The following is a 23,983-nucleotide window of genomic DNA, read 5'->3' on the forward strand; positions in this document are numbered from 1 at the left end:
TCAACTGCTGCCCCGCAGGAGTGAATTGGGGTATCGAAAGGGACGAATCAGTACGCGTGGGGCGCGGCGGCCGGAGGGTATCCGTACCCCGGGGCGTGCGGGGCATGCGGGGCGTGCGGTCCGGGTGCGGCGTGCGCGTCACGGTCGTAGAACGGCCGCGCGTTGGCTCGTAGCCACAGCGCCACCGGGTCGTACGCGTCGGACATCGCGACCGTCGAGACGGGCAGGCCGTCGGGGACCGCGGAGATCGACTGGCGCATCATGGCCCGCACCGCGTCGACGGAGGCCGGGGAGGTGTCGTAGAGGTCGAGACCGATGGCGAGGTACGGGGAGCCGAGCGCGGGCTGCACCCAGGCGCGGCGCAGCGACCGTACGGACGGGGTGCGATGGGCGTTCTGGGTCAGCAGCGCGTAGAACTGCGGGATCTCGAGCGCGGGCTCGGACAGCCGCAGGGGTCCGGCCGGCATCCGGTCCAGACCGGTGGCGATCCTCCGGAGGTCGGCCCAGGGGATGCCGACGCCGCCGCCGGCGTCGTGCGGGTTGAGCCAGATGCCCCAGCGGTCGGGGTAGAGGGCGCGGGCGATGTCACGGCCGGTGACCACCTCGTGGGCGCGGTTCCAGCCGGAGGCGGCGAGCTCCTGGGCGGAGGTGACGCACGGGGCGTACCCGAAGCCGTCGACCTCCATGTTTCCGTACTGGGCGTCGGGCGAGCCGGGCCCGCCCTGCCAGAGGAGCATCCAGACGCTTCCGTCGGCGAGGGCGTGCAGCAGTTGCTCGTACGCGTCGTAGCGTCCGGGTGCCACTTGGCGCAGCATGTGCTCGACCTGTCCGGCCGCAGCGGTGCCTGACGCGCTCACCCTGGGTCCCGCCCCTCTTCCGTCCACCGAACCAGCTTGTCGAACCAGCTTAATTACGCGGAGGCCCGCTGGTAGAAGGGGCGCACCTTCTCCAGCATCCAGTCGCCGACCGGGTCCTGCGCAACGTCCAGGAGGATGAGATTGACCGGCCAGGCCACCTCGATCCGGCCGAGCGCCCGGCCGAGGGCGTCGAGCGGCGCGTTGCGGTCGACGCCGTCCCAGGCGGCGAGCTGGACGCCGACGAAGAGGGCGGGTTCGGTGCCCTCGACGCTGGCCAGGGCGCGGCGGGCGGAGACGACGACTCCGGCGGCCTCGAACTCGGCGGCCGCCGCGGAGAGGAAGTCGACGGGGTCGTCCTGCCAGTCGGGCTCGAAGAGCCGGACCCGGCCGCCGGTAGCGGGGCCGTCCAGCGGGGTGCGGCCGACCCGGCAGAGCTCGGCGACGGCGGGCGGCGGCAGCGGGGCGCCGACGGTGCCGCCGGGGTTCACGGCGATGCCGAGCTGTGGGGGCAGGCCGCGGGCGAAGTCTCGGGCGGGCGCGACGGTGAAGGACATGTGGCTTCCGACACAGGCCAGGAACTGCTGCTCGGAGCTGAAGACGGGGACGTACGGGAGTCCGTCGATCTCCATCGTGGGCAGGTCGAGGTCGCGGCTCTCGGGGCTGCCCCCGTTGGGCAGGGGCACCCAGACGGGGCTCCGCCCGAGCACCTCGACGAGCCGCCCTCCGGCGGCGGGGTTGCCGAGCGAGGCGGCCAGCACCTCTTCGAGCTCATTGCCCGGCCACGTAACGTCCACGGTCCTCGGTTCCCCTTCTCGCGCGCGCCCGTCCGCACTCGTCGCGCGCCCTCGGGGCAGAACCCTAATGCCGCCCTGACGCCGCCGTGGCCAAAAGCGTACTCAGTGCGCGCGACACCGCGTATCCGGATCGACCGGGAGCCGCTCGTCCGGCGCCCGCAGCCGACGCGACCGACCGCCGCGACGGGCCGCCGAGCGGCCGGGATCGGCCTGCGTGCCTGGTGCCCAGGGCCGAGCGTCGGGGGCCGGAGGCCCGTGCCGGGGCCTGAATGCCGGGCGTCTGTTCCGAGCATGCCGGGCCAGGCGCCGGCTGTCTGTGCCGGGTGGGATGGCCACGCCAGGCACCTGGCCCGGGCCGGGCGCGGGATGGCCGTGCCGGGCGCGAGGGCCAGGTGTCGGCCCCGGGCGCCGGGCGCCAGTTCCGGGCGTGCCGGGTGCCGAGCGCTCGGCCCGTCAGGAGCCGTCGCGGAAGGCGATTCTCATCAGGGCGCCCGCCGCGGGCCTGTCCAGGAGGGTTGCCGAGGCGCAGCCGCGGGGGAGGCGGCCGGACTCGACGGAGGTCAGGAGGCGGGCGACGGCGCGGCGGTGGCGGGCGAAGGCGTAGCCGGACACGCCGCGGCCCCGATCGCGCTGGCCCTCGCGGGCGGCCGCGGGTGTGACGTCCAGCAGGACCAGGTGCAGGGCGCGGCCCCGGCGGCGGGCCTCGCGGGCCAGCCAGCCGCGCACCCAGGACTGCGTGCCGCAGTCGTGGACGACCACGCTGCGCCCCGAGCGCAGCGCCCGGCGCAGCCCGGCGTAGTGGGCGATCCGGGCCAGCGGGCGGTAGACGGCGTACGGCAGGAAGCGGGGCAGTCGTGCCTCCCAGCGCTCACGGGCGTCCTGCGAATCGATGGCCATGCCCTCGGCCGTCCGCCGCATGAGCGTCGACTTGCCGCTGCCGGGCAGCCCGGAGACCACCACGAGGTCGCCCCCGCCGAAGGAGAGCACGCGCGGGCCCCGGCCGCCCCGCTCGCGCAGATCGCGGAGCACGGGCACGGCGGAGCCGCGCCTGCGGGTCCTGGCCCGGGCGCGCGGGGCCGGTATGCCCGTGCTCGTCGCATAGGCGCCGGTGTGCTGGAACGTCATTGCCTTCTCCCCCAGTCGGGTCCCCGGGACCCTTTCCCACAAAGTGTAAAGAAACGGTAATGAGGCACAAGCGATTTGCCGATCAGATCCCGCATGCAATGATGTGCGCGCCAAGCGCACACAACCGCATACCGGCCGCTCGAATCCGCGCGGGAGAGTCCCGGGACCACCACGGTGGGCCCCGGGCGCCGAAGGAGCAAGACCCTCCCTTGAATCTCTCAGGCCCCGTACCGCGTGGATGAGGCAGATCTGAAAAGCGAACCGTCCCGGCCAGCCCGGCGCGGCTCCACCCAAGGTGCAAGCCGAGGATGCCCTCGGTGAACCTCTCAGGTTCCATGACAGATGGGGAGGATCGTCCTGCCTGTCATGTTCTTTCTCGCCCTTGGGATCCGGGAGCCACACCCATGAGCACTGCCCCCCGTCTGACCGCCCTCGATGCCCTGCATCGCTCCCTGGGCGCGACCATGACCGACTTCGCCGGCTGGGACATGCCGCTGCGCTACGCCAGCGAGCGCGACGAGCACAACGCCGTCCGCACCAAGGCGGGCCTCTTCGACCTCTCCCACATGGGCGAGATCACCGTGACCGGCCCCCAGGCCGTCGAGCTCCTCGACTACGCCCTCGTCGGCAACATCTCCACGGTCGGCGTCGGCCGCGCCCGCTACACGATGATCTGCCAGGAGGACGGCGGCATCCTCGACGACCTGATCGTGTACCGGCTCCAGGAGCAGGAGTACATGGTCGTCGCCAACGCCTCCAACGCCCAGGTCGTCCTCGACGCGCTGACCGAGCGAGCGGCCGGCTTCGACGCCGAGGTGCGCGACGACCGTGACGCGTACGCCCTGATCGCCGTCCAGGGCCCGGAGTCCCCCGGCATCCTGAAGTCGCTCACCGACGCCGACCTGGACGGCCTGAAGTACTACGCCGGCCTGCCCGGCACGGTCGCCGGCGTCCCCGCGCTGATCGCCCGTACCGGCTACACCGGCGAGGACGGCTTCGAGCTGTTCCTGAAGCCCGAGCACGCCGAGGGCGTCTGGAAGGCGCTGACCGAGGCGGGCGCCCCGGTCGGCCTGATCCCCTGCGGCCTGTCCTGCCGTGACACGCTCCGCCTTGAGGCGGGCATGCCGCTGTACGGGCACGAGCTGACCACCTCCCTCACCCCGTTCGACGCGGGCCTCGGCCGGGTCGTGAAGTTCGAGAAGACGACGAACGAGGGCCGCTTCGTGGGCCGCGAGGCCCTGGAGAAGGCCGCCGAGCGCGCCGAGACCGCCCCGCCGCGCAAGCTCGTCGGCCTGATCGCCGAGGGCCGCCGCGTCCCGCGCGCCGGGTTCTCCGTCGTCGCGAACGGCGAGGTCGTCGGCGAGGTCACCTCCGGCGCCCCCTCCCCGACCCTCGGAAAGCCGATCGCCATGGCGTACGTGGACGCGGCGCACGCCGAGCCCGGCACGCAGGGTGTAGGTGTGGACATCCGCGGCACCCACGAGCCGTACGAGGTCGTGTCGCTGCCCTTCTACAAGCGCCAGAAGTGACGTTTCCGTCTCACTCGGCGTCTCACCTCGCAAGACCCACGTTCATCAGCACTCCCCCGATCCAGGAGAATCAGGTCATGAGCAACCCCCAGCAGCTGCGCTACACCAAGGAGCACGAGTGGCTGTCGGACGTCGTGGACGGCGTCGCGACGGTCGGCATCACGGAGTTCGCGGCCAACGCGCTCGGTGACGTCGTCTACGCCCAGCTCCCCGAGGTCGGGGACACCGTCACCGCGGGCGAGACCTGTGGCGAGCTGGAGTCGACCAAGTCCGTCAGCGACCTGTACGCGCCGGTGACCGGCGAGGTCGTCGAGGCCAACCAGGACGTCGTGGACGACCCCTCCCTGGTGAACACCGCCCCGTTCGAGGGTGGCTGGCTGTTCAAGGTCCGCATCGCCGAGGAGCCGAAGGACCTGCTCTCCATCGACGAGTACACCGAGCTCACCGCCGGGAACTGAGACCCCTTAGGGATCGATTCATGTCGCTTCTGAACACCCCTCTCCACGAGCTGGACCCGGACGTCGCCGCCGCCGTCGACGCCGAGCTCCACCGCCAGCAGTCCACCCTCGAGATGATCGCCTCGGAGAACTTCGCTCCGGTCTCGGTCATGGAGGCCCAGGGCTCCGTCCTCACCAACAAGTACGCCGAGGGCTACCCGGGCCGCCGCTACTACGGCGGCTGCGAGCACGTCGACGTGGCCGAGCAGATCGCCATCGACCGCATCAAGGACCTGTTCGGCGCCGAGTACGCCAACGTCCAGCCGCACTCCGGCGCCTCCGCGAACCAGGCCGCGCTGTTCGCGATCGCCCAGCCCGGCGACACGATCCTGGGCCTGGACCTGGCCCACGGCGGTCACCTCACGCACGGCATGCGCCTGAACTTCTCGGGCAAGCAGTTCAACGTGGTCGCGTACCACGTCGACGAGGCCGGCCTGGTCGACATGGCCGAGGTCGAGCGCCTGGCCAAGGAGCACCGCCCGAAGGTGATCATCGCGGGCTGGTCCGCCTACCCGCGTCAGCTGGACTTCGCGGAGTTCCGCCGGATCGCCGACGAGGTCGAGGCGTACCTCTGGGTCGACATGGCCCACTTCGCGGGCCTGGTCGCGGCCGGTCTGCACCCGAACCCGGTCGAGTACGCGGACGTGGTGACCTCCACCACGCACAAGACGCTCGGCGGCCCGCGCGGCGGCATCATCCTGGCGAAGAAGGAGTTCGCGAAGAAGCTGAACTCCTCGGTCTTCCCCGGCTTCCAGGGCGGCCCGCTGGAGCACGTGATCGCGGCCAAGGCCGTCTCCTTCAAGATCGCGGCCTCGGAGGAGTTCAAGGAGCGCCAGCAGCGCACGCTGGACGGCGCCCGCATCCTCGCCGAGCGCCTGGTCCAGGACGACGTCACCGCGCACGGCGTCTCGGTCCTGTCCGGCGGCACGGACGTGCACCTGGTCCTCGTGGACCTGCGCAACTCCGAGCTGGACGGTCAGCAGGCCGAGGACCGTCTCCACGAGGTCGGCATCACGGTCAACCGGAACGCGATCCCGAACGACCCGCGTCCGCCGATGGTCACCTCGGGTCTGCGCATCGGCACGCCGGCGCTCGCGACCCGTGGTTTCGGCGCCGAGGACTTCGCCGAGGTCGCCGACATCATCGCGGAGACCCTGAAGCCCGGCTTCGACGCCGAGGCCCTCAAGGCGCGGGTGACCGCGCTGGCCGAGAAGCACCCGCTGTACCCCGGCCTGAAGTAATTTCGTACGCTTTAGTTCCAGGTTTGGTTCGTACGATTGCTCCGGGGCACCGCGCACACTGGACAGTGAGCGCGGTGCCCCACCCCATTTCCCGCTCGGTTCCCTGCTCTGTTCTGCACCACCCCGGCAGACAACGGCGTCTAGCCCCCCACAAGGAGTCCCCCGTGGCCATCTCGGTCTTCGACCTGTTCTCGATCGGCATCGGCCCGTCCAGCTCCCACACGGTGGGCCCGATGCGCGCGGCGCGGATGTTCGCCCGCCGGCTGAAGAACGAGGGCCTGCTGGCCCACACCGCCTCGATACGCGCGGAGCTGTACGGCTCCCTCGGCGCGACCGGCCACGGTCACGGCACCCCCAAGGCCGTCCTGCTGGGCCTGGAGGGCAACTCCCCGCGCACGGTCGACGTCGAGCGGGCGGACGAGGAGTTCGAGCGGATCAAGGCGAGCGGCCGGATCAACCTGGTCGGCGCGCACGAGATCCCCTTCGACTTCGACGAGGACCTGATCCTGCACCGCCGCAAGGCGCTGCCGTACCACGCCAACGGCATGACGATCTTCGCGTACGACGCCGAGGGCGCCCTGGTCCTGGAGAAGACGTACTACTCGGTGGGCGGCGGCTTCGTCGTCGACGAGGACGCCGTGCAGGGCGAGAACCCGATCGTCCCGGACGACACCGTCCTGAAGTACCCCTTCCGCACCGGTGACGAGCTGCTGCGGCTGGCCCGCGAGACCGGCCTGTCCATCTCCTCCCTGATGCTGGAGAACGAGAAGGCCTGGCGCACCGAGGACGAGATCCGCGAGGGCCTGCTGGAGATCTGGCGGGTCATGCAGGCCTGCGTCTCGCGCGGCATGTCCCGCGAGGGCATCCTGCCGGGCGGCCTGAAGGTCCGCCGCCGCGCCGCGAACACGGCCCGCAAGCTGCGCTCCGAGGGCGACCCGGCGGCGCTGGCGATGGAGTGGATCACCCTCTACGCGATGGCCGTGAACGAGGAGAACGCGGCGGGCGGCCGCGTGGTCACCGCCCCGACGAACGGCGCGGCCGGCATCATCCCGGCGGTCCTGCACTACTACACGAACTTCGTGCCGGGAGCGGACGAGGACGGCGTGGTCCGCTTCCTCCTCGCGGCCGGCGCGGTCGGCATGCTCTTCAAGGAGAACGCCTCGATCTCCGGCGCCGAGGTCGGCTGCCAGGGCGAGGTCGGCTCGGCCTGCTCGATGGCGGCGGGCGCCCTGGCCGAGGTCCTGGGCGGCACCCCCGAGCAGGTGGAGAACGCGGCCGAGATCGGCATGGAGCACAACCTGGGCCTGACCTGCGACCCGGTCGGCGGCCTGGTCCAGATCCCGTGCATCGAGCGCAACGGCATGGCGGCGGTCAAGGCGGTCACGGCGGCGAAGATGGCGATGCGCGGCGACGGCAGCCACCTGGTCTCCCTGGACAAGGTCATCAAGACCATGAAGGAGACCGGCGCGGACATGTCGGTCAAGTACAAGGAGACCGCGCGCGGCGGTCTCGCGGTGAACATCATCGAGTGCTGAGGCCGTAGGCCTGTGGGCCCTGACCGGCGCGTTTCTGTCTTTCAGCGCTGGTCAGGGCCTTCGTCGTCCTCTGTCGGCGGCGGGGGTCAGTAGGCGCGGGTGGGTGTGGCCCTGAGGGTGGGACCGTACGGGGCACGGTCGAGCCAGGCGCCGGCGGGGGGCCACGCGGATGCCGCGAGTGATGCGGCGCGCTGGCGGAGTCGGGCTCCGGGTGTGTCGGCCTGGAGGTGGGCGAGGGCGCCGGCCGCGGCGGCCTGGTTGGTCAGGGCCGCGGTGCGCCGGCGGTCGGTGTAGGCGGCGACGGGGGCGTCGCGCTCGGCGGCGGACAGGGTGAGGGCCTCGCCGATGGCTCGGGCGGCGGCCTGGGCGTCGGCGATGCCGGAGTTCATGCCGCGGGCGCCGAACGGGGGGAACTGGTGCGCGGCTTCGCCTGCCAGGAGTACGCGGTGGTGGGGGTCGTGGAAGGTGTGGGCGACGCGCTGGCGGAAGCGATAGGGAGACACCCAGGTCACGCGGTCGCTGTAGGCGGCGCCGAGGATGCTGCCGATCCATTCGGGGGTGCTGCGCGTCCAGTGGTCGGGGTCGTCGTGGGGGCGGCATTGGAGGTCGACGCGCCAGCCGCCCTGGAAGGGGACCAGGAGGACGTTGCGCCCACCGACGGCGGGATGGCGGTAGTGGAAGTCCCGTGAGCAGGGCAGAGGGGGTCCGTCCGCGACGTCGGCGATGACGAAGGCGTGCGGGGAACGGGTCTGGTCCAGGGCGATGCCGAGCTGGGCCCGGACGGCAGAGCGGGCGCCGTCGGCGGCGATGAGGTAGGCGCCGGTGTGCTCGGCGCCGTCGTGGGTGCGGACGGTGACGCCGTGGGGTGCGGCGGCGACGTGCACGACTTCGCGGTTCCAGTGGATGGGGATCCCTGCCGTGCGACACGCGTTCAGAAGGTGGTGCTCGATACGGGGCTGGGGAAGGCTCGCGAAGGGCGCGGTGCGTACGGGGAGAGGCGGGTAGGTGCGCTGGTGGACGCACCGCCCGGCCCAGAAGGTACGGCGGGTCGGCCACACCAGGCCGTCCGCCGCGATGGCCTCCGCGAGCCGGGTGAGGCTTCGTCGAGCAGGTCGAGGCTCTTTCGGTGGATGAAGAGGGCACGGCTGCCGCGCCGGTCCCGGCCTTCGGGCTGGGCTTCCAGAACGGTGGAGTGGAGTCCGGCGGCGTGGGCGTGGAGAGCGGCGGTCAGGCCGGTGGGGCCTGCTCCCACGACAAGGACACGGGCGGGGGCGGGTGCGGGTGCGGCGGTCATGAGCGGGGGTCGAGGCCGGCGCGGACGGATGCGGGCAGGCCGACGGAGGCCCCGCCGTCCAGGGGGATGACGGTGCCGGTGACGAAGCGGGAGGCGTCGGAGGCCAGCCACAGGGCGGTGCCCACGATGTCGGTGGGGGGTGCCCAGCCGCCGAGGGGGATGTTCTCGCCGGTCGCGGCGCGGCGTCGGGGGTCGGTGGTGTAGGCGCGGTTGACGTCGGTGTCGATCCAGCCCGGGCAGATCGCGTTCACCCGTACCCGGTGGGCCGCCCAGTCCGCGGCCAGGGAGCGGGTCAGGCTGAGGACGGCGGCCTTGGCCGCGCAGTACGGCGCGATCTCGGGCCATTCCTGGAGGGCGCCGATGGAGGAGATGTTGATGACGCTGCCGCTGCCTCGTTCGACCATGTGGCCGCCGATGGCCTGGGTGATGCGCATGGTGCTGGAGAGGTTGAGGTTGAAGACCTTGTCCCAGCCGTCTTCGCGGACGTCGAGGAAGCGTGCCTGGAAGACGGGCCCGCCGGCGTTGTTGACCAGGACGTCGACGGCTTCGGACCGGTCGAGGATGTCGCGGCAGGCCGTCGCGGTCGCGGTCCGGTCGGTCACATCGCACGAGGCGTGGTGCGCCTGCCCGCCGTCGGCGCGGATGCGGTCGGCGACGGTTTCGAGGTCGCGGGCGGAGCGGGCGAGGAGCCACACGGTGGCACCGGCCCGGGCGAATCCCTCGGCGATCGCGGCGCCGATGCCACGAGAGGCCCCGGTGACCAGCGCCGTACGGCCTTCGAGAGAGAACAGCCGCCCGGTGTCCGAGGCAGCGGCGTCTGTGGGGGTGCTGGTGTGGAGGAGGTCATGACGATGCGGCTTCCTCGTGCGGACGGGCCCGGCCGGTGGCCGGTGACGGAACGGCGGACTGGGACGAAGCGGGAGCGGCCGGCCGGGGCGCCGTGTCGGCGTGCAGGGCGTGCCGGTCGACCTTTCCCGTCGCCGTGAGCGGCATGACGGGGAGGAGCGTCAGGTGGCGTGGCAGTTTGAAGCGCGCCAGGCGCGTACGGCAGTGCCCGAGCAGCTCCTCGGGCGAAGCGGACGTGCCGGACCGCAGGACGGCGACGGTGTGCGGCACCTCGCCGCGCACCGGATCGTCGTGGGCGATCACCGCGGCCTGCGCCACGGCCGGGTGGGCGCAGAGCACTTCCTCGATCTCGCCGGGGTGCACGTTGTACCCGTTGGTGAGGATGACGTCCTTGCAGCGGCCGATGACGGTGAGGCAGCCGTGCTCGTCCTGACGGACCATGTCACCGGTGTGGAGCCACCCCTCGGCGTCGGTGACCGGCTCGGGGCCCGCGTCGGCGACCAGCGGGTGGCCGAGCAGCTCGGCGCCCGGGGCGCGGCGCCCGAGGTGGCGAGTACCAGGCCGTGGTCCCGCCCGAGCCCAGGGTCATGCACGAGCTGTCGGGTGCGTGGTCGGGCCGCCCCAACGGCGCTGCCGTCGGCCTCGTCCGCGCGGTCGCTCCGCCCCCTCCGCCGGGGGCCGGGCCGGCCGCGTACACGCACGATTCGCGCGAAGTCCCCACTCGTGTTGGAGAGTTGCACTATCTTCCTCGCGTGGACCAGCTGATCGCCGAAGACCCGACCCGTATCGGCCCGTACCGTCTGATCGCCCGGCTGGGCGCGGGCGGCATGGGTCTGGTCTATCTGGGGCGCTCCGAGGGCGGACGCACCGTGGCCGTGAAGGTCGTGCAGGCCGAGTACGCCGGGCATCCCGAGTTCCGCAGGCGCTTCGCCCGTGAGGTGGCCGCCGCGCGGCGGGTGGGTGGGAGTTGGACGGCGGACGTGCTCGACGCCGATCCCGAGGCCGACGTGCCCTGGGTGGCGACGCAGTACATCCCGGGGCCCGACCTGCACGCCGTGGTCGCCAAGGACTTCGGGCCGTTGCCCGAGCACTCGGTCCGCGCCCTCGCCAACCGGCTCGCCCTCGCCCTGCAGGCCGTGCACGAAGCCGGGTTGATCCACCGCGACCTCAAGCCGTCCAACGTCCTCGTCACCGTCGACGGTCCGCGCGTCATCGACTTCGGCATCGCGCGGGCGATGGACAGCCTCGCCGGGGACAGCCTGCACACCCACACCGGGATGCTGATCGGCTCCCCCGGCTTCATGTCGCCGGAACAGGTCCGCGGCCTCGAACTCACCCCCGCCAGCGACGTCTTCTGCCTGGGCGCCGTCGTCGTGTACGCCGCCACCGGGCGCCTGCTGTTCGGCGCCACGGACACAGGCCTGAACGCCCACCTGTTCCGGGTCGCCGAGGAGGAGGCGGACCTGACCGGCGTACCGGAGTCGCTGGTCGATCTCGTACGCGCGTGTCTGCACAAGGACCCGGCGAAGCGGCCGACCCCGCAGGAGGTGGCCGCCCGCACGACGACGGACCAGGCCACGGAGTGGCTTCCGGGCGCGGTCCTGGCCCAACTCGGGCGTCATGCGGCTCAGTTGCTGGACTACGCGCCGGTCGAGACGCCCGCCGCCCGGCCCGCGCCGCAGCCCCAGCCCCAGCCCCAGCCGCTGCCCCCACCGCCCGCGTACGCCCCGACGGCGCCGGCGCACTTCGTCCCCGCGCAGGGCTTCGGCCCCCCGCCGGCCCTCCCGCACCCCGCCACCGTCCACGACCAGGCACCTCCGCACCCCCGGCGCTGGTGGGGCCTGGTGGTGGTCGCCCTGGTGCAGCTGATGGCGCTGCTCGACGGGGCGGTCTTCAGCATGGCCGTGCCCTCCATCCAGGCCGACCTGGGCGTCCCCGTCGGCGACCTGGACTCGCTGTACACGGCGGGATCCCTCGCCTTCGGCGGACTGCTCCTCCTCGGCGGGCACCTGGCCGACCTCGTGGGACGCAAGAACCTCCTGGCCGTCGGCCTGGTCGGATGCGCCGCGGCCGCCGCGTTCGGCGGCTCGGCCGGCGACGCCGACATGCTGGTCTGGGCCCACGCCCTGCAGGGCGTCTTCGCCGCGCTCGTGACACCGGCCGCGCTCTCCCTGGTGGCCGTCAACTTCACCGGCCCGAAGGAACGCGGCAGGGCCTTCGGGGTCTACGCCGCGATCGCCGCCGGCGGTTCGGCACTCGGACTGCTCTGCGGCGGTTGGCTCCTCGAGTTCCTGAGCTGGCGGCTGAGCCTGTACGCCGTCATCCCCGTCGCCGTGCTCTGCCTGATCGGCACGCTCACCCTGCTGCACGACCGCCCGGGGCGCACCCGCGCCGGCCTCGACACGCTCGGTGCGCTGCTCGGCTCCGGCGGACTCGCCGCCCTCACCTACGGCCTCGGGGACGCGGAGCCGCGCGGCTGGACCGACCCGCTGACCGTGGTCCTGCTGTCGGCGGGCGTCCTCCTGCTCGCGGCCTTCCTGTGGTGGCAGACCAGGACGTCGAGCCCGCTCGACCGCATCGACCGCGTCGGCTGCTTCCTCGCGATGGCGCTGACCGGCGTCGGCGTCGTCACCCTGTTCGCGACCCTGACCTTCCATCTGCGGAACGTCCTCGGCTACGCCCCGGCCGCGACCGGGGTGGCCCTCCTGCCCCTGGTCGGCGCGGCCGTCATCGGCTCCACCCAGGTCTCCGCCCGCCTGCTGCACCGCGTCGCGCCCCGCGTGCTGATCGCGGCCGGCCTGGTGCTCGCAGCGGCCGGGCTGCTGCTCCTGACCCCTCTGGACGCCGACAGCTCGTACGGGCTCGGGCTCCTGCCCGCCATGCTCCTCAGCGGCCTCGGCACCGGCATGGCCTTCATGCCGGTCTACGCCACCGCGACCGCCGGGGTCGCCCCGCAGCACTCCGGCACCACCGCGGCGACGATCGCCGCGGCCCCGCTCGTGGGCGGAGCCTTCGGCGCGGCGCTGCTCAACGGCATCTTCGCCGATCGCGTGCGCGAGGTGTCAGGGAGGGAGATGCTCATCGGTGAGCTGCTGCGCGGCCACGCCACCACCCTGTGGTGGGGAGTCGGCGGCGTGCTGCTCGCGGGCCTGATCGCCGGCCTGATGGTCACGGCCAAGGGCGCGCGTACGGCGAACCTCAACGCGAACTGAGGCCCGGAGCGGCGGGCGGTGGCGGAGGCGGGGACCCGGGCGGGGGCGGAGGCGGGGGCGGCGGCTCGGCCTGCAGGAGCGGCACCGGGGCGCGCAGGGCGAAGGCGCCCGGGAGGTTGATCTGTCCTCCCTTGCGCTCGGCCAGCGGAGCCCCTTGGAGCGCGAGGGAGGCGTCGAGGGCGCACTGCCCTGACCGCACGCCGGTGAGATGGGCGTCGCGGACGACACAGATGAGCCCGGCGATCCGGAAGACGAGCGTCAGTGCGACCTCCAGCGTGCCGACCTTCGCGCCGTCCAGATAGACGTCGACGTAGGGCCGGTGGCTCGACGTGACCCGGTGGTCGGCGAGCGCGACGACCTCCTCGCTGCCCGGGAAGTCCCGGGTACGGCGCGCGGCGGCCTGGAACGCGGTGTGCCGGCGCCAGCCGCCGACGGCCAGGTCGAGCAGGTCGAGGCCGAGGAAGTCGTCGACGACGGTGGCCAGTTCGTGCTCGACGGCCCGGTCCGCGGCCGGTGTCATACGGCGCGTCCGGCCGAGCGCGGTGTCGGCCGTCCGGTTCTCGCGCAGCGGTCCCTCGGTGGACGCCCCCTCGCCGAGCAGGAACGAGCGCACGGTCAGGGGGGCGGGCGCGGTCGTCGGGAGCGTGATCGTCGTCATCGGTCCTCCTCTTCGATGGTCTGCTCGCCCGGATCCGCGTACGGCTCCAGCCGGGTCGTGTGGGTGGGCGGTCCGCCGGGCGGAGGCTGCTCGATCAGGTCGGCGGTGCCGGTGGCGGGCCGCAGGGTGGCACGGACGTGGTTGCGGACCCAGCGGGGGCCGCGGTGCAGCCGGCCGAAGTAGACGAGCGCGGCGGCGGCCAGGAGCAGGGCGCCGCCGAGGGAGGCGGGGCCGACGACCCAGCCGACGGGCGTGGTGCCTTCACCGCCGCCCCCGGTGCCGCCGCCGTCGGTGCCACCGGTGTCCGTACCGCCGGTGTCGGTGCCACCCGTATCCGTACCACCGGTGTCAGTGCCACCCGTGTCCGTACCGCCGGTCTCGGTGCCACCCGTGTCCGTACCACCACCGCCGTCCGTGACCGTGAACGAGACCTCGGCGTACTGCTGCTCGTCGGCCGCGCACTGGGCGCGCACCGGGTGCTCGCCCGGCGTCGCGTCGTCCGGGACCGCGAAGTCGGCGGCGAACGTGCCCGTCTCCGAGACGGAGGGATTGGCGAGCAGTTGGTCGCCGTCCCACAGGATGTCGACGTCGGGGCAGGTGAACCCGGTCCCGTTCGCCTGCACGGGTGTCCCCTTGGCACCCTCCGTCGGATCGAGGGCCAGCACCGGGTTCGCAGGGCTCACCACGGTGAATACGGCGTCCGCATAGGTCTCCGGGTAGCCGATGCACGCGGCCCGGATGGTGTACTCGTTCGGAGGGGAATCGGCGTACACGTACGCCACGTACGAGAATCCACCTGTCTCCGCGTCCACGGTGATCTTGGGCTCCAGCACCGGCCCGTCGACCACGTACAGCTCGACGCCGTCCGTACACTTCCCGAAACCCGAGCCGCTTACCGAATACTCCTGCCCCGGCGGTCCCCGATCGGGGTCCAGGGTGAGCTGAGGCGTGTCCGTGGGGGTGGTGGTCCCGCCTCCACCGCCGGTCACCGTGAACGTGGCCGACGCGGACGTGGCCACCTGGGTGTCGGGATCGGTGTCGCACGTGGCCACAATCTGGTACGAGCCCGGTGCGGTGCCCTGCGGGACCACGACGGTCCCCGTGACCGTGTACGCGGACGAGTCCACGACCGCCGGCGTGGGGGAACCGCCGTCGAACGTGAGGGTCGCCTGTCCGCAGGGGTAGAAGTCGCTTCCGTCGACCGTCACTTCCGTCCCTGGCGGCCCCTGCGTCGGGGAGAGGGAGAGGGAGGCCTGTTTCGCGCTCGGCGCGGCCATCGCCGCCGGCGGCGTGAGAGCGAAGGGCCCCACCGCGACCGCGGCGCTCAGAAGAACCGCTGTCAGCGATCGACGCACCAACCGCACGACAGAGAACATGGGCACAGGGTGGGTGGGGGGATCCAGTTCGGGCGACCCCATTCGGGGAAATCGCCTCAGGGCATCCGCCTCTCATTTTCCCCCCTGTTCAGGGCATCAGCCACTGGGGGTCCGGAACCACCGTCAGCAGGGCCGAGACCACCACGACCGCCGCGAGCACCCCGAGCTCGATGCGGGCCGGCGCCTGGGCGTCCCCGCCCCGCAGCATGCGGCGGCGGGCGGTCAGGGCCAGCAGGCTCGCCAGGCCGACGAGGGCGAGCTTGGCCAGCAGGATCCTGCCGTACGCCGTGGTGAGGACGACGTCGAGCGGGAGGCGGCGCAGGGTCGAGCAGGTGCCGGTGAGGGCGAGGGCGGCGAAGAGCCATGCCGCCATCCGGGCGTAGCGGACCAGGACGTCGCGCCCGCCCTCGCGCAGCCGCATGGTCCGCAGGACGTACAGCAGGCTGCCGCACCACAGCGAGGCCCCCGTCAGATGGACGACGGTGAGGGTGACGCCGATCGCGGGGGACGACGGCTCGGGGTGGGCGCGCAGGGCCTCCGCGCCGACGACGACGGCGAGCGGGGCGAGGGCGAGTCCGGGGCGGCGGCCCGCGGCGCACAGGGCCGCGAGGGCGAAGGCGTTGGCCGTGACGAGGAGCAGTTTCCCCTCGCGGGTGCCGTACACGGTGGTGAGGCCGAGGCCGCTGACCGCGGCGAAGAGCACGATGAGTCCGGCGGAGGCGGAGGCGCCGAGCAGAGCGGCGGGGACGGACCAGCGGCGGGGCAGCGGGCCGTCGCGAGCGAGCCGGACGCCGGCCAGTTCGCCCAGATGGACGGCGAGCGCGACGAGGACGCAGAGCCTGAGGAGGCTGGTGGTGCCGGCGGCGGGGATGCGGAGTTCTCCGGTGCCCGCCTGGGCGATCCCGACGCCGAGCAGAGTGAGCAGGACGGCGGCGAGAACGGCGATGACGGCCAGCGCGGCGGCCGTCAGACGTATCGGGGTACCTGCGGATCCGGGGGGCGTCACGGCTCGATCGTCACCGGCGCCCGGACGGGCGGCAACTCACGTACGTACGCTCGGAGTACGCACGCGGTACGCGCCGCCCGCCCTGCTCCGGAGGGCTCAGGCCTGCGCGGCGCCCTTGTTCAGGTTCGCCCAGAACTCGTCCCAGGACAGCTTGCCGTCGCCGTTCGCGTCCTGCCTGTTGATCAGGGCCTCCGCGACCGTCTCGGTGACGTTGAAGTCACCCAGCTGCGCCATGACGCTCTTGTACTCCGAGGCGGTGATGAACCCGTCCCCGTCCACGTCGAACCGCTCGAACGCCGTACGCGCCGACTCGATGTCCGCCACTGCTTCCGCCCCTTTTCTCGGTCCTGCCGATGCTTCGATGACGGGGGTCAGATTATCGGTCACCCGTATGGCGGATCATGGGGGTATGAACAGTGACGCAGTGGCACGGATCCTGGCAGCCGCGGCGCGTGGGCAGTTCCCGCCGCCGGACGGCGCCACGACCGTGGTTCCGCAGCCGAGTCCCCGGGACGCCGGAGTCCTCGCCTTCACCGCGCACTCGGTGGTCTTCACCGACGAGGATCCCGCCTGGGTACGGGCGGAGCTCGCGGCCGCCTCCAGCGACCCGCTGGCCGCCTCGATGAACCCGATGTTCCTCGCCGCCCTGATGCGCCGCACGGGCCGGCACATGAACACCATCGACCTGCTGACGGTGGCGCCGGCGCTGCCCGGGGAGCCCGAGCTGCCGCTGCGCGAGATCGAGGACCCGGAGCATCCGCGGGTGGCGCGGGCGATGAAGTTCCGCGACGACGTACGGGTGTGGGCCGCCGACGGCGGCGTGGTGATTCTGGGCCGGGGCGTGGCCGGGCGCTGGGAGGCGGCGATCGAGGTCGACGAGCAGGTCAGGCACCGCGGTCTCGGGCGGGCGCTCGCCCTGGCCGCCCGCCATCTGACGCCGGGGGAGGTCGTCTGGGCCCAGCAGTCCCCGGGCAACGCCCGCAGCGTCCGCGTCTTCCAGGCCGCCGGCTACCGCCCGGTCGCCTCGGAGGCCCTGCTGGTGGCGGGCTGAGCCCAGGACGCCCACGACCACCTGGCGAGTGAGGCGAAGGGCGCGCCGGGGGTACAGGGCCGTACGCGCACAGCCCCCGAGGTACGAGGGGGCTGTGCGCGTACGGCCCTGTGAGCCCGGCGCGAAGCGCCCGGTGGGGGTCCCCCGGCGAAGCCAGGGGGAGAACCGAGCCCTGAGAACTAGCGGAAGATGCCCGTGTGGCCCAGGGAGTAGCGGCCGGGCTGGGGGTAGACCGCCAGGCCGTGGGGGCCGCCGCCGACCGGGATGCGGGCCAGCTGCTGACCGGTCGTCGTGTCGATCGCGTAGACCTCGGAGTCGTAACGGCCCGACAGCCACAGCACCTTGCCGTCGGCCGAGACACCGCCCATGTCCGGGGAACCGCCGTCCGGCAGCCACCACTTCTTCGTCAGCTTGTTCTGAGCGAAGTCGAAGACCGAGATCGAGCCCTCGCCGCGGTTGGGGACGTACATCTCGCGCGAGTCCCGGCTGATGTAGAGGCCGTGGCAGCCCTTGCCGGTGGGCAGCAGCGTCGGGGTGGTGAACTTCTCGCCGTCCAGGACCCACATGCCGTGCGCCATCATGTCGGCGATGTAGAAGGTCTTGCCGTCCGGGGAGATCTTCACGTCCTGCGGCATCGCGCCCTCGAAGGGCAGCTTCTGCTGGCCGATGACCTCCATCTTCTCGGTGTCGACCTTGAGGAGCTCGCCGGAGAACTCGCAGGAGACGACGAAGTACCGGCCGTCCGCGGAGAAGTCGGCGTGGTTGACGCCGTAGCAGCTGACCGGGACGGTCTTCTTCCGCTCCATGGTGTGGGGGTCACGGAAGACGAGTTCGCGGTCCATGGAGGCCATGACGACGGCGTACTTGCCGTTGGGCGTGAAGTAGAGGTTGTACGGGTCGTGGACCTCGACCGGCTTGCCCGCGACGCCGGTGGACGGGTCGATCGGGGTGAGCGTGTGGCCGCGGTTGTTGTTGACCCAGAGGGTCTTCATGTCCCAGGAGGGCACGACGTGCTGCGGCTGGATGCCGACGGGGATGGTCTCGATGACCTTGTACGTCGCCGGGTCGATGACCGAGACCGTGTTCGAGTTGGTGTTGGGGACGTAGACCCGGGAGGGGAAGCCCTTGACCACGGGCGAGAGCTGGTTGGGGCGGTCGGCCGCGTAGACGTCGTTGGGGTCGAGGACCGGCGGCATGCCCGGCAGGCCCGCCGGGACGACCTTCTTCGGTACGGCGGGAGGCGCGGCGGCCTCCTTCTTGGCGCCGCCGCGGGACTCGGCCGTGTCGTCGGCGGTGCCGCATCCGGCGAGCGCGACGAGCAGCGCGGCGGCGAGGAGGCTCTTCGAACGCGTGGTGAGAGGCAGCATCAGGTCAGCAGCTCCGTGGTCGTCACCGGGCGCAGGCCGCGGCGGTCGAGGTCGGCGAGGAGGGGCGGCAGTGCGGCGACCGTGTCCGCGTAGCCGAAGTGCAGGCTCACCACTGATCCGTTGCGGATCTGCCCGGTGACGTTGCGGACGACGGCCGTGGCGCCGGGCGAGGTGAAGTCGAGGGAGTCGACGTCGTACGAGAGACAGTGCGGGTAGCCGGCGCGGTGGGCGGCGCGCCGGACGGCCTCGGTGGCGTGCTGGGTCCGGGAGGGCCGGAACCAGGTGCCGATGGAGCCGGTGAGCCGGCGCAGCCGGGCGGCGCAGGCGGTGATCTCGGCGTGGGCCTCCTCCTCGGTCATCGCGTTGATGTCGAGGTGGCGCTGGGTGTGGTTGCCGAGGTCGTGGCCGCCGTCGAGGATCCGGCGGGCGAGGCCGGGGTGGTGGTCGAGCCAGTCGCCGACGGCGAGGACGGTGACCCGGGCCCCGCCCTTCTCGGCCGCGGTGAGGACGGCGCGGGCGAGGGCGGGGTCGCCCGCGCCGTGGAAGGTGAGGGCGACCCTCGGCCGGTCGCGGGGGCCGTTCGCGATCTCGGCGGGGCGGCCGGGGAAGCGGCGGGGGGCCGCGGGCGCGGGGGCGGGGTGGTCGGGCTGGGGACGGGGCTCCGCCGCGCAGGCGCTGGTGAGGGCCCCCGCGACGGCGGCGGCCGCACCCGCCCGCAGTACGGTGCGGCGGTCGGTCTGGGTCACGCGACCATTTAAGAGGCCATATGCCCGAAAACTAACGATTGGGCCAATTCAGGACGTTTGCGGGTCGCGCTGACGCGTCCACCATGCGGACAAGTCGAGGAAACAATCGATGAACCTGATATTTATTCATCGTTTGCAAGGTTGGTGCTCTATGTCACCAACGATTCACTGGTGAACTGTCCGCATATCGTCCGTTTCGCCCCAGTAAGGACTTTTGGCGACAACGCCGCCCGTCTGTCATAGTCGGGGACACGACCCCCATTGACCCGGGCCAGGTCGTTCGAGCACCGTGGATACACCCCCCCGATCCACGGCGCTCCCTCCACGGAAGCCCCCGCATGGGGGCTTTTGTGCGTCAGCGGCCCTGCGTCAGTGGCCCCTGCGTCAGCGGTCCGCCACCCGCATCTCGAACCAGGTGGTCTTGCCGCGCGGCTGCAGATCCACACCCCAGCGGTCGGAGAGCTTGTCGACGAGGAAGAGCCCGCGGCCGCTGACGTCCAGCTCGTGCACGGGCATCAGACACGGCAGCCCGCGCGAGGGGTCACGGACCTCGATCCGGATCCAGCCGCGGCGGCGCAGCATGCGCAGTCCGAAGACCCGGGCTCCGGTGTGCCGTACGGCGTTGCCGACCAGTTCGGAGACGAGTAAGACGGCATGCTCCGTGATCTGCGGGGAGAGCGCCCACTGCCGAAGGACGACGCACTGGGTGAGCCGGCGGGCGATGGCGGCGGACTCGGGACGGGACGGCAGCCGGACATCGTCCTCGGCCGGATTCCCGTACAACTCCAGGGCTTTGAGGGCCTGTTCGTCCTCGACTGCCGGTACCCATCGCGCGGCGGTCGCACCGCCGTGCTGCCGCGGCTGTTCCATACCCTCCAGGCCCGCCATGCCCCCCATCATGGCCGTACGGAACCGGCCGCGGGGCCGTTCCGGCGGAATCCGCCCTCCGGAATCGACAATTCCAGGGAATTCACCTGACATATGCCAGTGGCGGCAGTGGTACGGAACCACCGCCGCCACCGGTCGGCGCAAGCCGGAGAGGGCTCAGAGGAACTTCGCCTTGCCCGGCCCCTCCTCGACGAAGCTGCGCATCCCGCGCTCGCGGTCCTCGGTCGCGAACAGGCCCGCGAACCAGGTGCGTTCGATCGCGAGACCGGTGTCGATGTCGGTCTCCAGACCCTGGTCGACCGCCTCCTTGGCGGCCCGCAGCGCGATCGCCGGCCCCTGGGCGAGCTTGGCGGCCCAGGCGTGCGCCTGCTCGTACACCTCGGCCGCCGGGACGACCCGGTCGACCAGACCGAGCGTCAGCGCCTCGTCGGCCTTGACCATGCGGCCAGTGAAGATGAGGTCCTTCGCCTTCGACGGGCCGACCAGCCGGGACAGCCGCTGGGTGCCGCCGGCGCCCGGGATCAGGCCGAGCAGGATCTCGGGCTGGCCGAGCTTGGCGTTGTCGGCGGCGATCCGGTAGTCGGCGCACAGAGCCAGCTCGCAGCCGCCGCCCAGGGCGTAGCCGGTGATCGCGGCGACGACGGGCTTGGGGATGCGGGCGATCGCGGTGAAGGAGTCCTGGAGCGCGCGCGACCGCTTGACCATGGCCGCGTGGTCCATGACCTGCATCTCCTTGATGTCCGCGCCCGCCGCGAACACCTTCTCGCCGCCGTACAGGATCACGGCCCGTACGTCGTCGCGGTCGGCCGCCTCCTCGGCCAGCTCACGCAGCCGGTCCTGGGTGGCGATGTCGAGGGCGTTCATCGGGGGGCGGTCGAGACGGATCGTGCCGACGCCTTCGGCGACTTCGAGGTTCACAGTCATAGAGGCAGGTTAGTAGCCGTTAACGACGACGGACCCGGTGCCGTTGGTCACAGCACCGGGTCCGTCGTACGAGAGTGTTCGGCGGACTACTTGATCCACTCCGACCACGGCATGTTCCAGCCGTTGAGACCGTTGTCGGGGGCGATCTGCTTGTCCTTGGAGTTCTTCACGATCACCACGTCGCCGATGATCGAGCGGTCGTAGAACCAGGCCGCCGGCATCGAGCTGTCGCCGGCGCCGCGCGCGTCCCGCAGACCGACGCAGCCGTGGCTGACGTTGGCCGAGCCGAAGGTCCCGGCCGAGGCCCAGTAGTTGCCGTGGACGAAGGTGCCCGAGGTGGACAGACGCATCGCGTGCGGCACGTCCTTGATGTCGTACTCACCGCCGAAGCCGACCGTGGCCCCGTTCATCCGGGTCACCTTGTACTTCTCGCTGATGACCATCTGACCGTTGTACGTGGTCGTGGACGGCGCGCCCGCGGTGATCGGGATCGTCTTGATGATCTTGCCGTCGCGCTCGACCTTCATCGTCTTGGCGGTGGCGTCGACCGTGGAGACCTGACGGCGGCCGATGGTGAAGGAGACCTTCTTCTTCTGCTTGCCGTACACACCCGGGCGGCCCTCGACGCCGTCCAGGTTGAGCTCGACGGTCACCTTGGTGCCCGCGGCCCAGTAGTTCTCCGGGCGGAAGTCGAGGCGGTCGTTGCCGAACCAGTGACCCTCGATCTCCACGGCGGGCTCGGCGGTCACCTTGATGGCCTTCTCCACGGCCTCCGGGTCGGTGATGCCCCGGGTGAAGCGGATCGAGACCGGCATGCCGACGCCGACGGTCGAACCGTCCTCCGGCGTGTAGTGGCCGATGAAGGTGTTCTTCGGGACCAGCGTGGTGAAGGTGGTGTCCTTCGCCGACTCACGGCCCTCGGAGTCCTTCGCGACGGCGTGGACCTTGTACTGCGTACCCGCGGCCAGGTGGCCGACGGGCTGCCAGCTGGCGCCGTCCGCGGCGATCTTGCCCTCGACCTCGACGCCCTTGGTGTCGGCGACCGTGACCGTCGTCAGCTTGCCCTGCTCCGCCGTCACCTTCAGCACACCGCTGGTGGCGACCGAATCGGCGCCGTCCTTCGGAGCGATCGTGACGACCGCCTGCGACGCCGCGATCTCCTGCTTCCCGCCGCCGTTCTGCGCCGGATCCTGCCCGCCCTTGCCGCCGCCGGCCGGGTCCCCGCCCCCGCACGCCGTCAGCACCAGCAGCAACGCCCCCACAGCCAGAGCCTGCAGACGCGCGCCGCCCCCGCGCCGCCGTCCGCTCCCCGCCCCGGCCGATATCGGCTGCCCGTTCAAAATGGTCGTCTCCCCTCGCACGGCCTGGACTCGCCACGGCCCCACCCCCGCGCGACTCCTCCGCGCGCACGGCGCTAGATAATCACACCGCAGGACACGAAAGTTCCACGCGAATGTCACCGTTCAGTCCCAGTTGCCCCGAGAAGCGGGACGGTGACGCAGGTCAGCGAGGGGACGACGGGGGCTCAGCGCAGCGCGGAACCGGCCTTCCACTGGTTCCACTCCATGTTCCAGCCTCCGAGCCCGTTGTCGGGAGCGACCTTTCGGTCACGGGAGTTGACCACTTCCACCACGTCGCCGATGAGCGTCCGGTCGAAGAACCAACCCGCCGGCGAGTCCGAGCTGCCGCCCTTCTCGTCCCGCAGACCGACGCAGCCGTGGCTGACGTTGGCCGAGCCGAAGGTCCCGGCCGAGGCCCAGTAGTTGCCGTGCAGGAAGGTGCCCGAGTTGGTCAGCCGCATCGCGTGCGGCACGTCCTTGATGTCGTACTCGCCGCCGAAGCCGACCGTCCGGCCGTCCATCCGCGTCACGTCGTACAGCTCCGTGACCACCATCTTCCCGTTGTACGTCGTGGTCTTCGGCGCCCCGGCCGTGATGGGCAGGGTCGCGAGCAGCGCACCGTCCCTGCGGACCTCCATGGTGTGCGCGGCCGCGTCGACGAGGGACACCTGGGAGCGCCCGACGGTGAACCCGACCGTCTTGCGCTGGATGCCGTACACCCCCGGCGCGCCCTCGACATCACGCAGCTTCAGGTCGACGGTCACCTTGGTGCCGGGCTTCCAGAACTCGGCGGGGCGGAAGTCGAGCCGCTCCTTGCCGAACCAGTGGCCGACGACCTCGACCGGCGGCTCGGAGGTGACGGTGATGGCCCGTTCGACGGCCTCGCGGTTCTCGATGGCCCGGTTGAAGCCGAAGGACACGATCATGCCGGTGCCGACCGTGGAACGGTTCTCCGGCTTGAAGTAGCCGATGAAGCGGCGCTCGGGGACGATCGTGGTGAAGGTGGTGTGCCGGGCGGAGCGCCGGCCGTGCGCGTCGAGCGCCACGGCGTCCACGCTGTACTTGGCGGCCAGCGCGAGCCGGGATTCCGCCGTGGGCCGCCAGCGCAGCCCGTCCTCGCTGATCTCGCCGGGCACCTCCGTCCGCTGGGCGTCCTCGACCTGGACGACCTTCACCCGCTCCAGCCGTCCGCTGTCCACCCTCACCTCGATCGGCCCCTCGGCCGGCACCGCCCGGCTGCCGTCCTCCGGGGTGATCCGGATGACGTCGCCGGGCGCCCGCGCCTTCCCGGGCAGCGAGATGTCGACACCACCGCCGCCGCCGTTGTCGGTGCAGCCCGCAAGCCCGGCCATCAGTCCCGCCGCCGCCAGGGCGAGCACCGCACCGGCCTTCGGGCCTGTCTTCCGGGTCTTGCCGGGCTCTCGACGCCTGACACGCGCATCTGCCGCGTTGTCGTCGGTCGCCATGACTCCGTCATGGCTCGCTGATCCGGCCCGACCCGGAAGACAGGCCCTCACCCGCTTCAGTACGTGTTTCACGACTGGCCCAACGACAGCCACCCTCCAGGGGAAACGTGCGTGCGGGTCATGTTGGGAGCACGGCCGTACGGGCAGAACAGGTGGGAGGACCACGTGCGGGAAGCCGCGGCCGGGACGCCGCGTCTCCGTGCCATGGGGGTACCTCCCATGCCGGAGGCT

General features: G+C 71.9%; 22 protein-coding genes, 1 pseudogene and 1 riboswitch. Of the genes and pseudogenes, 6 read left to right on the forward strand and 17 right to left on the reverse strand.

Going from position 1 to position 23,983, the window contains the following annotated elements; translation table 11 throughout:
• Window positions 1–47: 47 nt before the first annotated feature.
• From FDM97_RS27635 to FDM97_RS27645, 3 genes are all read right to left on the reverse strand, one after another.
• Window positions 48–857: an enhanced serine sensitivity protein SseB C-terminal domain-containing protein gene (locus tag FDM97_RS27635; RefSeq protein WP_137993225.1), complete on the reverse strand. Its 810-nt coding sequence runs from the start codon at window positions 855–857 to the stop codon at window positions 48–50.
• A 53-nt stretch (window positions 858–910) separates the two neighbouring features.
• Window positions 911–1,651 (reverse strand): enhanced serine sensitivity protein SseB, encoded by a 741-nt coding sequence (locus tag FDM97_RS27640; protein ID WP_137993226.1) that lies wholly within the window; start codon window positions 1,649–1,651, stop codon window positions 911–913.
• A 453-nt stretch (window positions 1,652–2,104) separates the two neighbouring features.
• Window positions 2,105–2,776 (reverse strand): AAA family ATPase, encoded by a 672-nt coding sequence (locus tag FDM97_RS27645; protein ID WP_137993227.1) that lies wholly within the window; start codon window positions 2,774–2,776, stop codon window positions 2,105–2,107.
• A 140-nt stretch (window positions 2,777–2,916) separates the two neighbouring features.
• Window positions 2,917–3,019: riboswitch (glycine riboswitch) on the forward strand.
• A 161-nt stretch (window positions 3,020–3,180) separates the two neighbouring features.
• Between FDM97_RS27645 and gcvT the strand changes: the two genes are divergently transcribed.
• From gcvT to FDM97_RS27665, 4 genes are all read left to right on the forward strand, one after another.
• On the forward strand, window positions 3,181–4,305 hold the full coding sequence (gcvT, locus tag FDM97_RS27650) for a glycine cleavage system aminomethyltransferase GcvT (RefSeq protein WP_137993228.1): 1,125 nt from the start codon (window positions 3,181–3,183) through the stop codon (window positions 4,303–4,305).
• A gap of 77 nt (window positions 4,306–4,382) precedes the next feature.
• On the forward strand, window positions 4,383–4,763 hold the full coding sequence (gcvH, locus tag FDM97_RS27655) for a glycine cleavage system protein GcvH (RefSeq protein WP_137993229.1): 381 nt from the start codon (window positions 4,383–4,385) through the stop codon (window positions 4,761–4,763).
• Between the two features lie 20 nt (window positions 4,764–4,783).
• On the forward strand, window positions 4,784–6,043 hold the full coding sequence (locus tag FDM97_RS27660) for a serine hydroxymethyltransferase (RefSeq protein ID WP_137993230.1): 1,260 nt from the start codon (window positions 4,784–4,786) through the stop codon (window positions 6,041–6,043).
• Between the two features lie 164 nt (window positions 6,044–6,207).
• Window positions 6,208–7,578: an L-serine ammonia-lyase gene (locus tag FDM97_RS27665; RefSeq protein ID WP_137993231.1), complete on the forward strand. Its 1,371-nt coding sequence runs from the start codon at window positions 6,208–6,210 to the stop codon at window positions 7,576–7,578.
• A gap of 86 nt (window positions 7,579–7,664) precedes the next feature.
• Here FDM97_RS27665 and FDM97_RS27670 read toward each other — a convergent pair whose 3' ends face one another.
• From FDM97_RS27670 to FDM97_RS27680, 4 genes and pseudogenes are all read right to left on the reverse strand, one after another.
• Window positions 7,665–8,636 (reverse strand): FAD-dependent monooxygenase, encoded by a 972-nt coding sequence (locus tag FDM97_RS27670; RefSeq protein WP_349775394.1) that lies wholly within the window; start codon window positions 8,634–8,636, stop codon window positions 7,665–7,667.
• A gap of 98 nt (window positions 8,637–8,734) precedes the next feature.
• Window positions 8,735–8,872: pseudogene (locus tag FDM97_RS37030) on the reverse strand (FAD-dependent oxidoreductase); the annotation flags it as partial.
• Window positions 8,869–9,663: an SDR family NAD(P)-dependent oxidoreductase gene (locus FDM97_RS27675; protein WP_137993232.1), complete on the reverse strand. Its 795-nt coding sequence runs from the start codon at window positions 9,661–9,663 to the stop codon at window positions 8,869–8,871. The pseudogene FDM97_RS37030 and the gene FDM97_RS27675, both read right to left, overlap by 4 nt.
• A gap of 52 nt (window positions 9,664–9,715) precedes the next feature.
• Window positions 9,716–10,159 carry an AMP-binding enzyme gene (locus tag FDM97_RS27680; protein ID WP_137993233.1) on the reverse strand — a complete coding sequence of 148 codons (444 nt, stop codon included), beginning with the start codon at window positions 10,157–10,159 and terminating at the stop codon, window positions 9,716–9,718.
• A gap of 311 nt (window positions 10,160–10,470) precedes the next feature.
• Between FDM97_RS27680 and FDM97_RS37035 the strand changes: the two genes are divergently transcribed.
• Window positions 10,471–12,930: a bifunctional serine/threonine protein kinase/MFS transporter gene (locus FDM97_RS37035; RefSeq protein WP_137993234.1), complete on the forward strand. Its 2,460-nt coding sequence runs from the start codon at window positions 10,471–10,473 to the stop codon at window positions 12,928–12,930.
• Here the strand turns inward: FDM97_RS37035 and FDM97_RS36045 are convergent.
• The 4 genes from FDM97_RS36045 to FDM97_RS27705 all read right to left on the reverse strand — a co-directional run bounded on the left by FDM97_RS36045 (window position 12,917) and on the right by FDM97_RS27705 (window position 16,294).
• Entirely contained in the window at window positions 12,917–13,588 is a 672-nt protein-coding gene (locus tag FDM97_RS36045; RefSeq protein WP_175439254.1) for a hypothetical protein, read from the reverse strand. The genes FDM97_RS37035 and FDM97_RS36045 overlap by 14 nt on opposite strands.
• Complete coding sequence (locus tag FDM97_RS27695) at window positions 13,585–14,964, reverse strand: IPT/TIG domain-containing protein (RefSeq protein WP_137993235.1); 1,380 nt, start codon at window positions 14,962–14,964, stop codon at window positions 13,585–13,587. The genes FDM97_RS36045 and FDM97_RS27695 overlap by 4 nt, the downstream gene beginning before the upstream one ends.
• An 88-nt stretch (window positions 14,965–15,052) precedes the next feature.
• Window positions 15,053–15,970: a CopD family protein gene (locus tag FDM97_RS27700; RefSeq protein WP_137993236.1), complete on the reverse strand. Its 918-nt coding sequence runs from the start codon at window positions 15,968–15,970 to the stop codon at window positions 15,053–15,055.
• Window positions 15,971–16,066: 96 nt separating this feature from the next.
• Complete coding sequence (locus FDM97_RS27705) at window positions 16,067–16,294, reverse strand: EF-hand domain-containing protein (RefSeq protein WP_137993237.1); 228 nt, start codon at window positions 16,292–16,294, stop codon at window positions 16,067–16,069.
• 85 nt (window positions 16,295–16,379) lie between these two features.
• On the opposite strand from FDM97_RS27705, the gene FDM97_RS27710 reads away from it, so the two are divergent.
• Window positions 16,380–17,021 (forward strand): GNAT family N-acetyltransferase, encoded by a 642-nt coding sequence (locus tag FDM97_RS27710; protein ID WP_137993238.1) that lies wholly within the window; start codon window positions 16,380–16,382, stop codon window positions 17,019–17,021.
• A gap of 179 nt (window positions 17,022–17,200) precedes the next feature.
• Here the strand turns inward: FDM97_RS27710 and FDM97_RS27715 are convergent, their stop codons facing one another.
• The 6 genes from FDM97_RS27715 to FDM97_RS27740 form a co-directional block, all read right to left on the reverse strand.
• Complete coding sequence (locus FDM97_RS27715; protein ID WP_137993239.1) at window positions 17,201–18,388, reverse strand: YncE family protein; 1,188 nt, start codon at window positions 18,386–18,388, stop codon at window positions 17,201–17,203.
• A complete protein-coding gene (locus FDM97_RS27720; RefSeq protein WP_137993240.1) occupies window positions 18,388–19,134 on the reverse strand; it encodes a polysaccharide deacetylase family protein in 747 nt (248 codons plus the stop codon). Before FDM97_RS27720 ends, FDM97_RS27715 begins: the two co-directional genes overlap by 1 nt.
• 384 nt (window positions 19,135–19,518) lie before the next feature.
• Entirely contained in the window at window positions 19,519–20,022 is a 504-nt protein-coding gene (locus FDM97_RS27725) for an ATP-binding protein (RefSeq protein WP_137993241.1), read from the reverse strand.
• Window positions 20,023–20,178: 156 nt separating this feature from the next.
• Window positions 20,179–20,946 (reverse strand): enoyl-CoA hydratase/isomerase family protein, encoded by a 768-nt coding sequence (locus FDM97_RS27730; RefSeq protein WP_137993242.1) that lies wholly within the window; start codon window positions 20,944–20,946, stop codon window positions 20,179–20,181.
• 86 nt (window positions 20,947–21,032) lie between these two features.
• A complete protein-coding gene (locus FDM97_RS27735; protein WP_137993243.1) occupies window positions 21,033–22,286 on the reverse strand; it encodes a L,D-transpeptidase in 1,254 nt (417 codons plus the stop codon).
• A 185-nt stretch (window positions 22,287–22,471) separates the two neighbouring features.
• Window positions 22,472–23,638: a L,D-transpeptidase gene (locus tag FDM97_RS27740; RefSeq protein ID WP_254705970.1), complete on the reverse strand. Its 1,167-nt coding sequence runs from the start codon at window positions 23,636–23,638 to the stop codon at window positions 22,472–22,474.
• Between the last annotated feature and the right edge of the window lie 345 nt (window positions 23,639–23,983).

Origin of the sequence: Streptomyces vilmorinianum, assembly GCF_005517195.1 — a bacterium.
Lineage (GTDB): Bacteria > Actinomycetota > Actinomycetes > Streptomycetales > Streptomycetaceae > Streptomyces > Streptomyces vilmorinianum.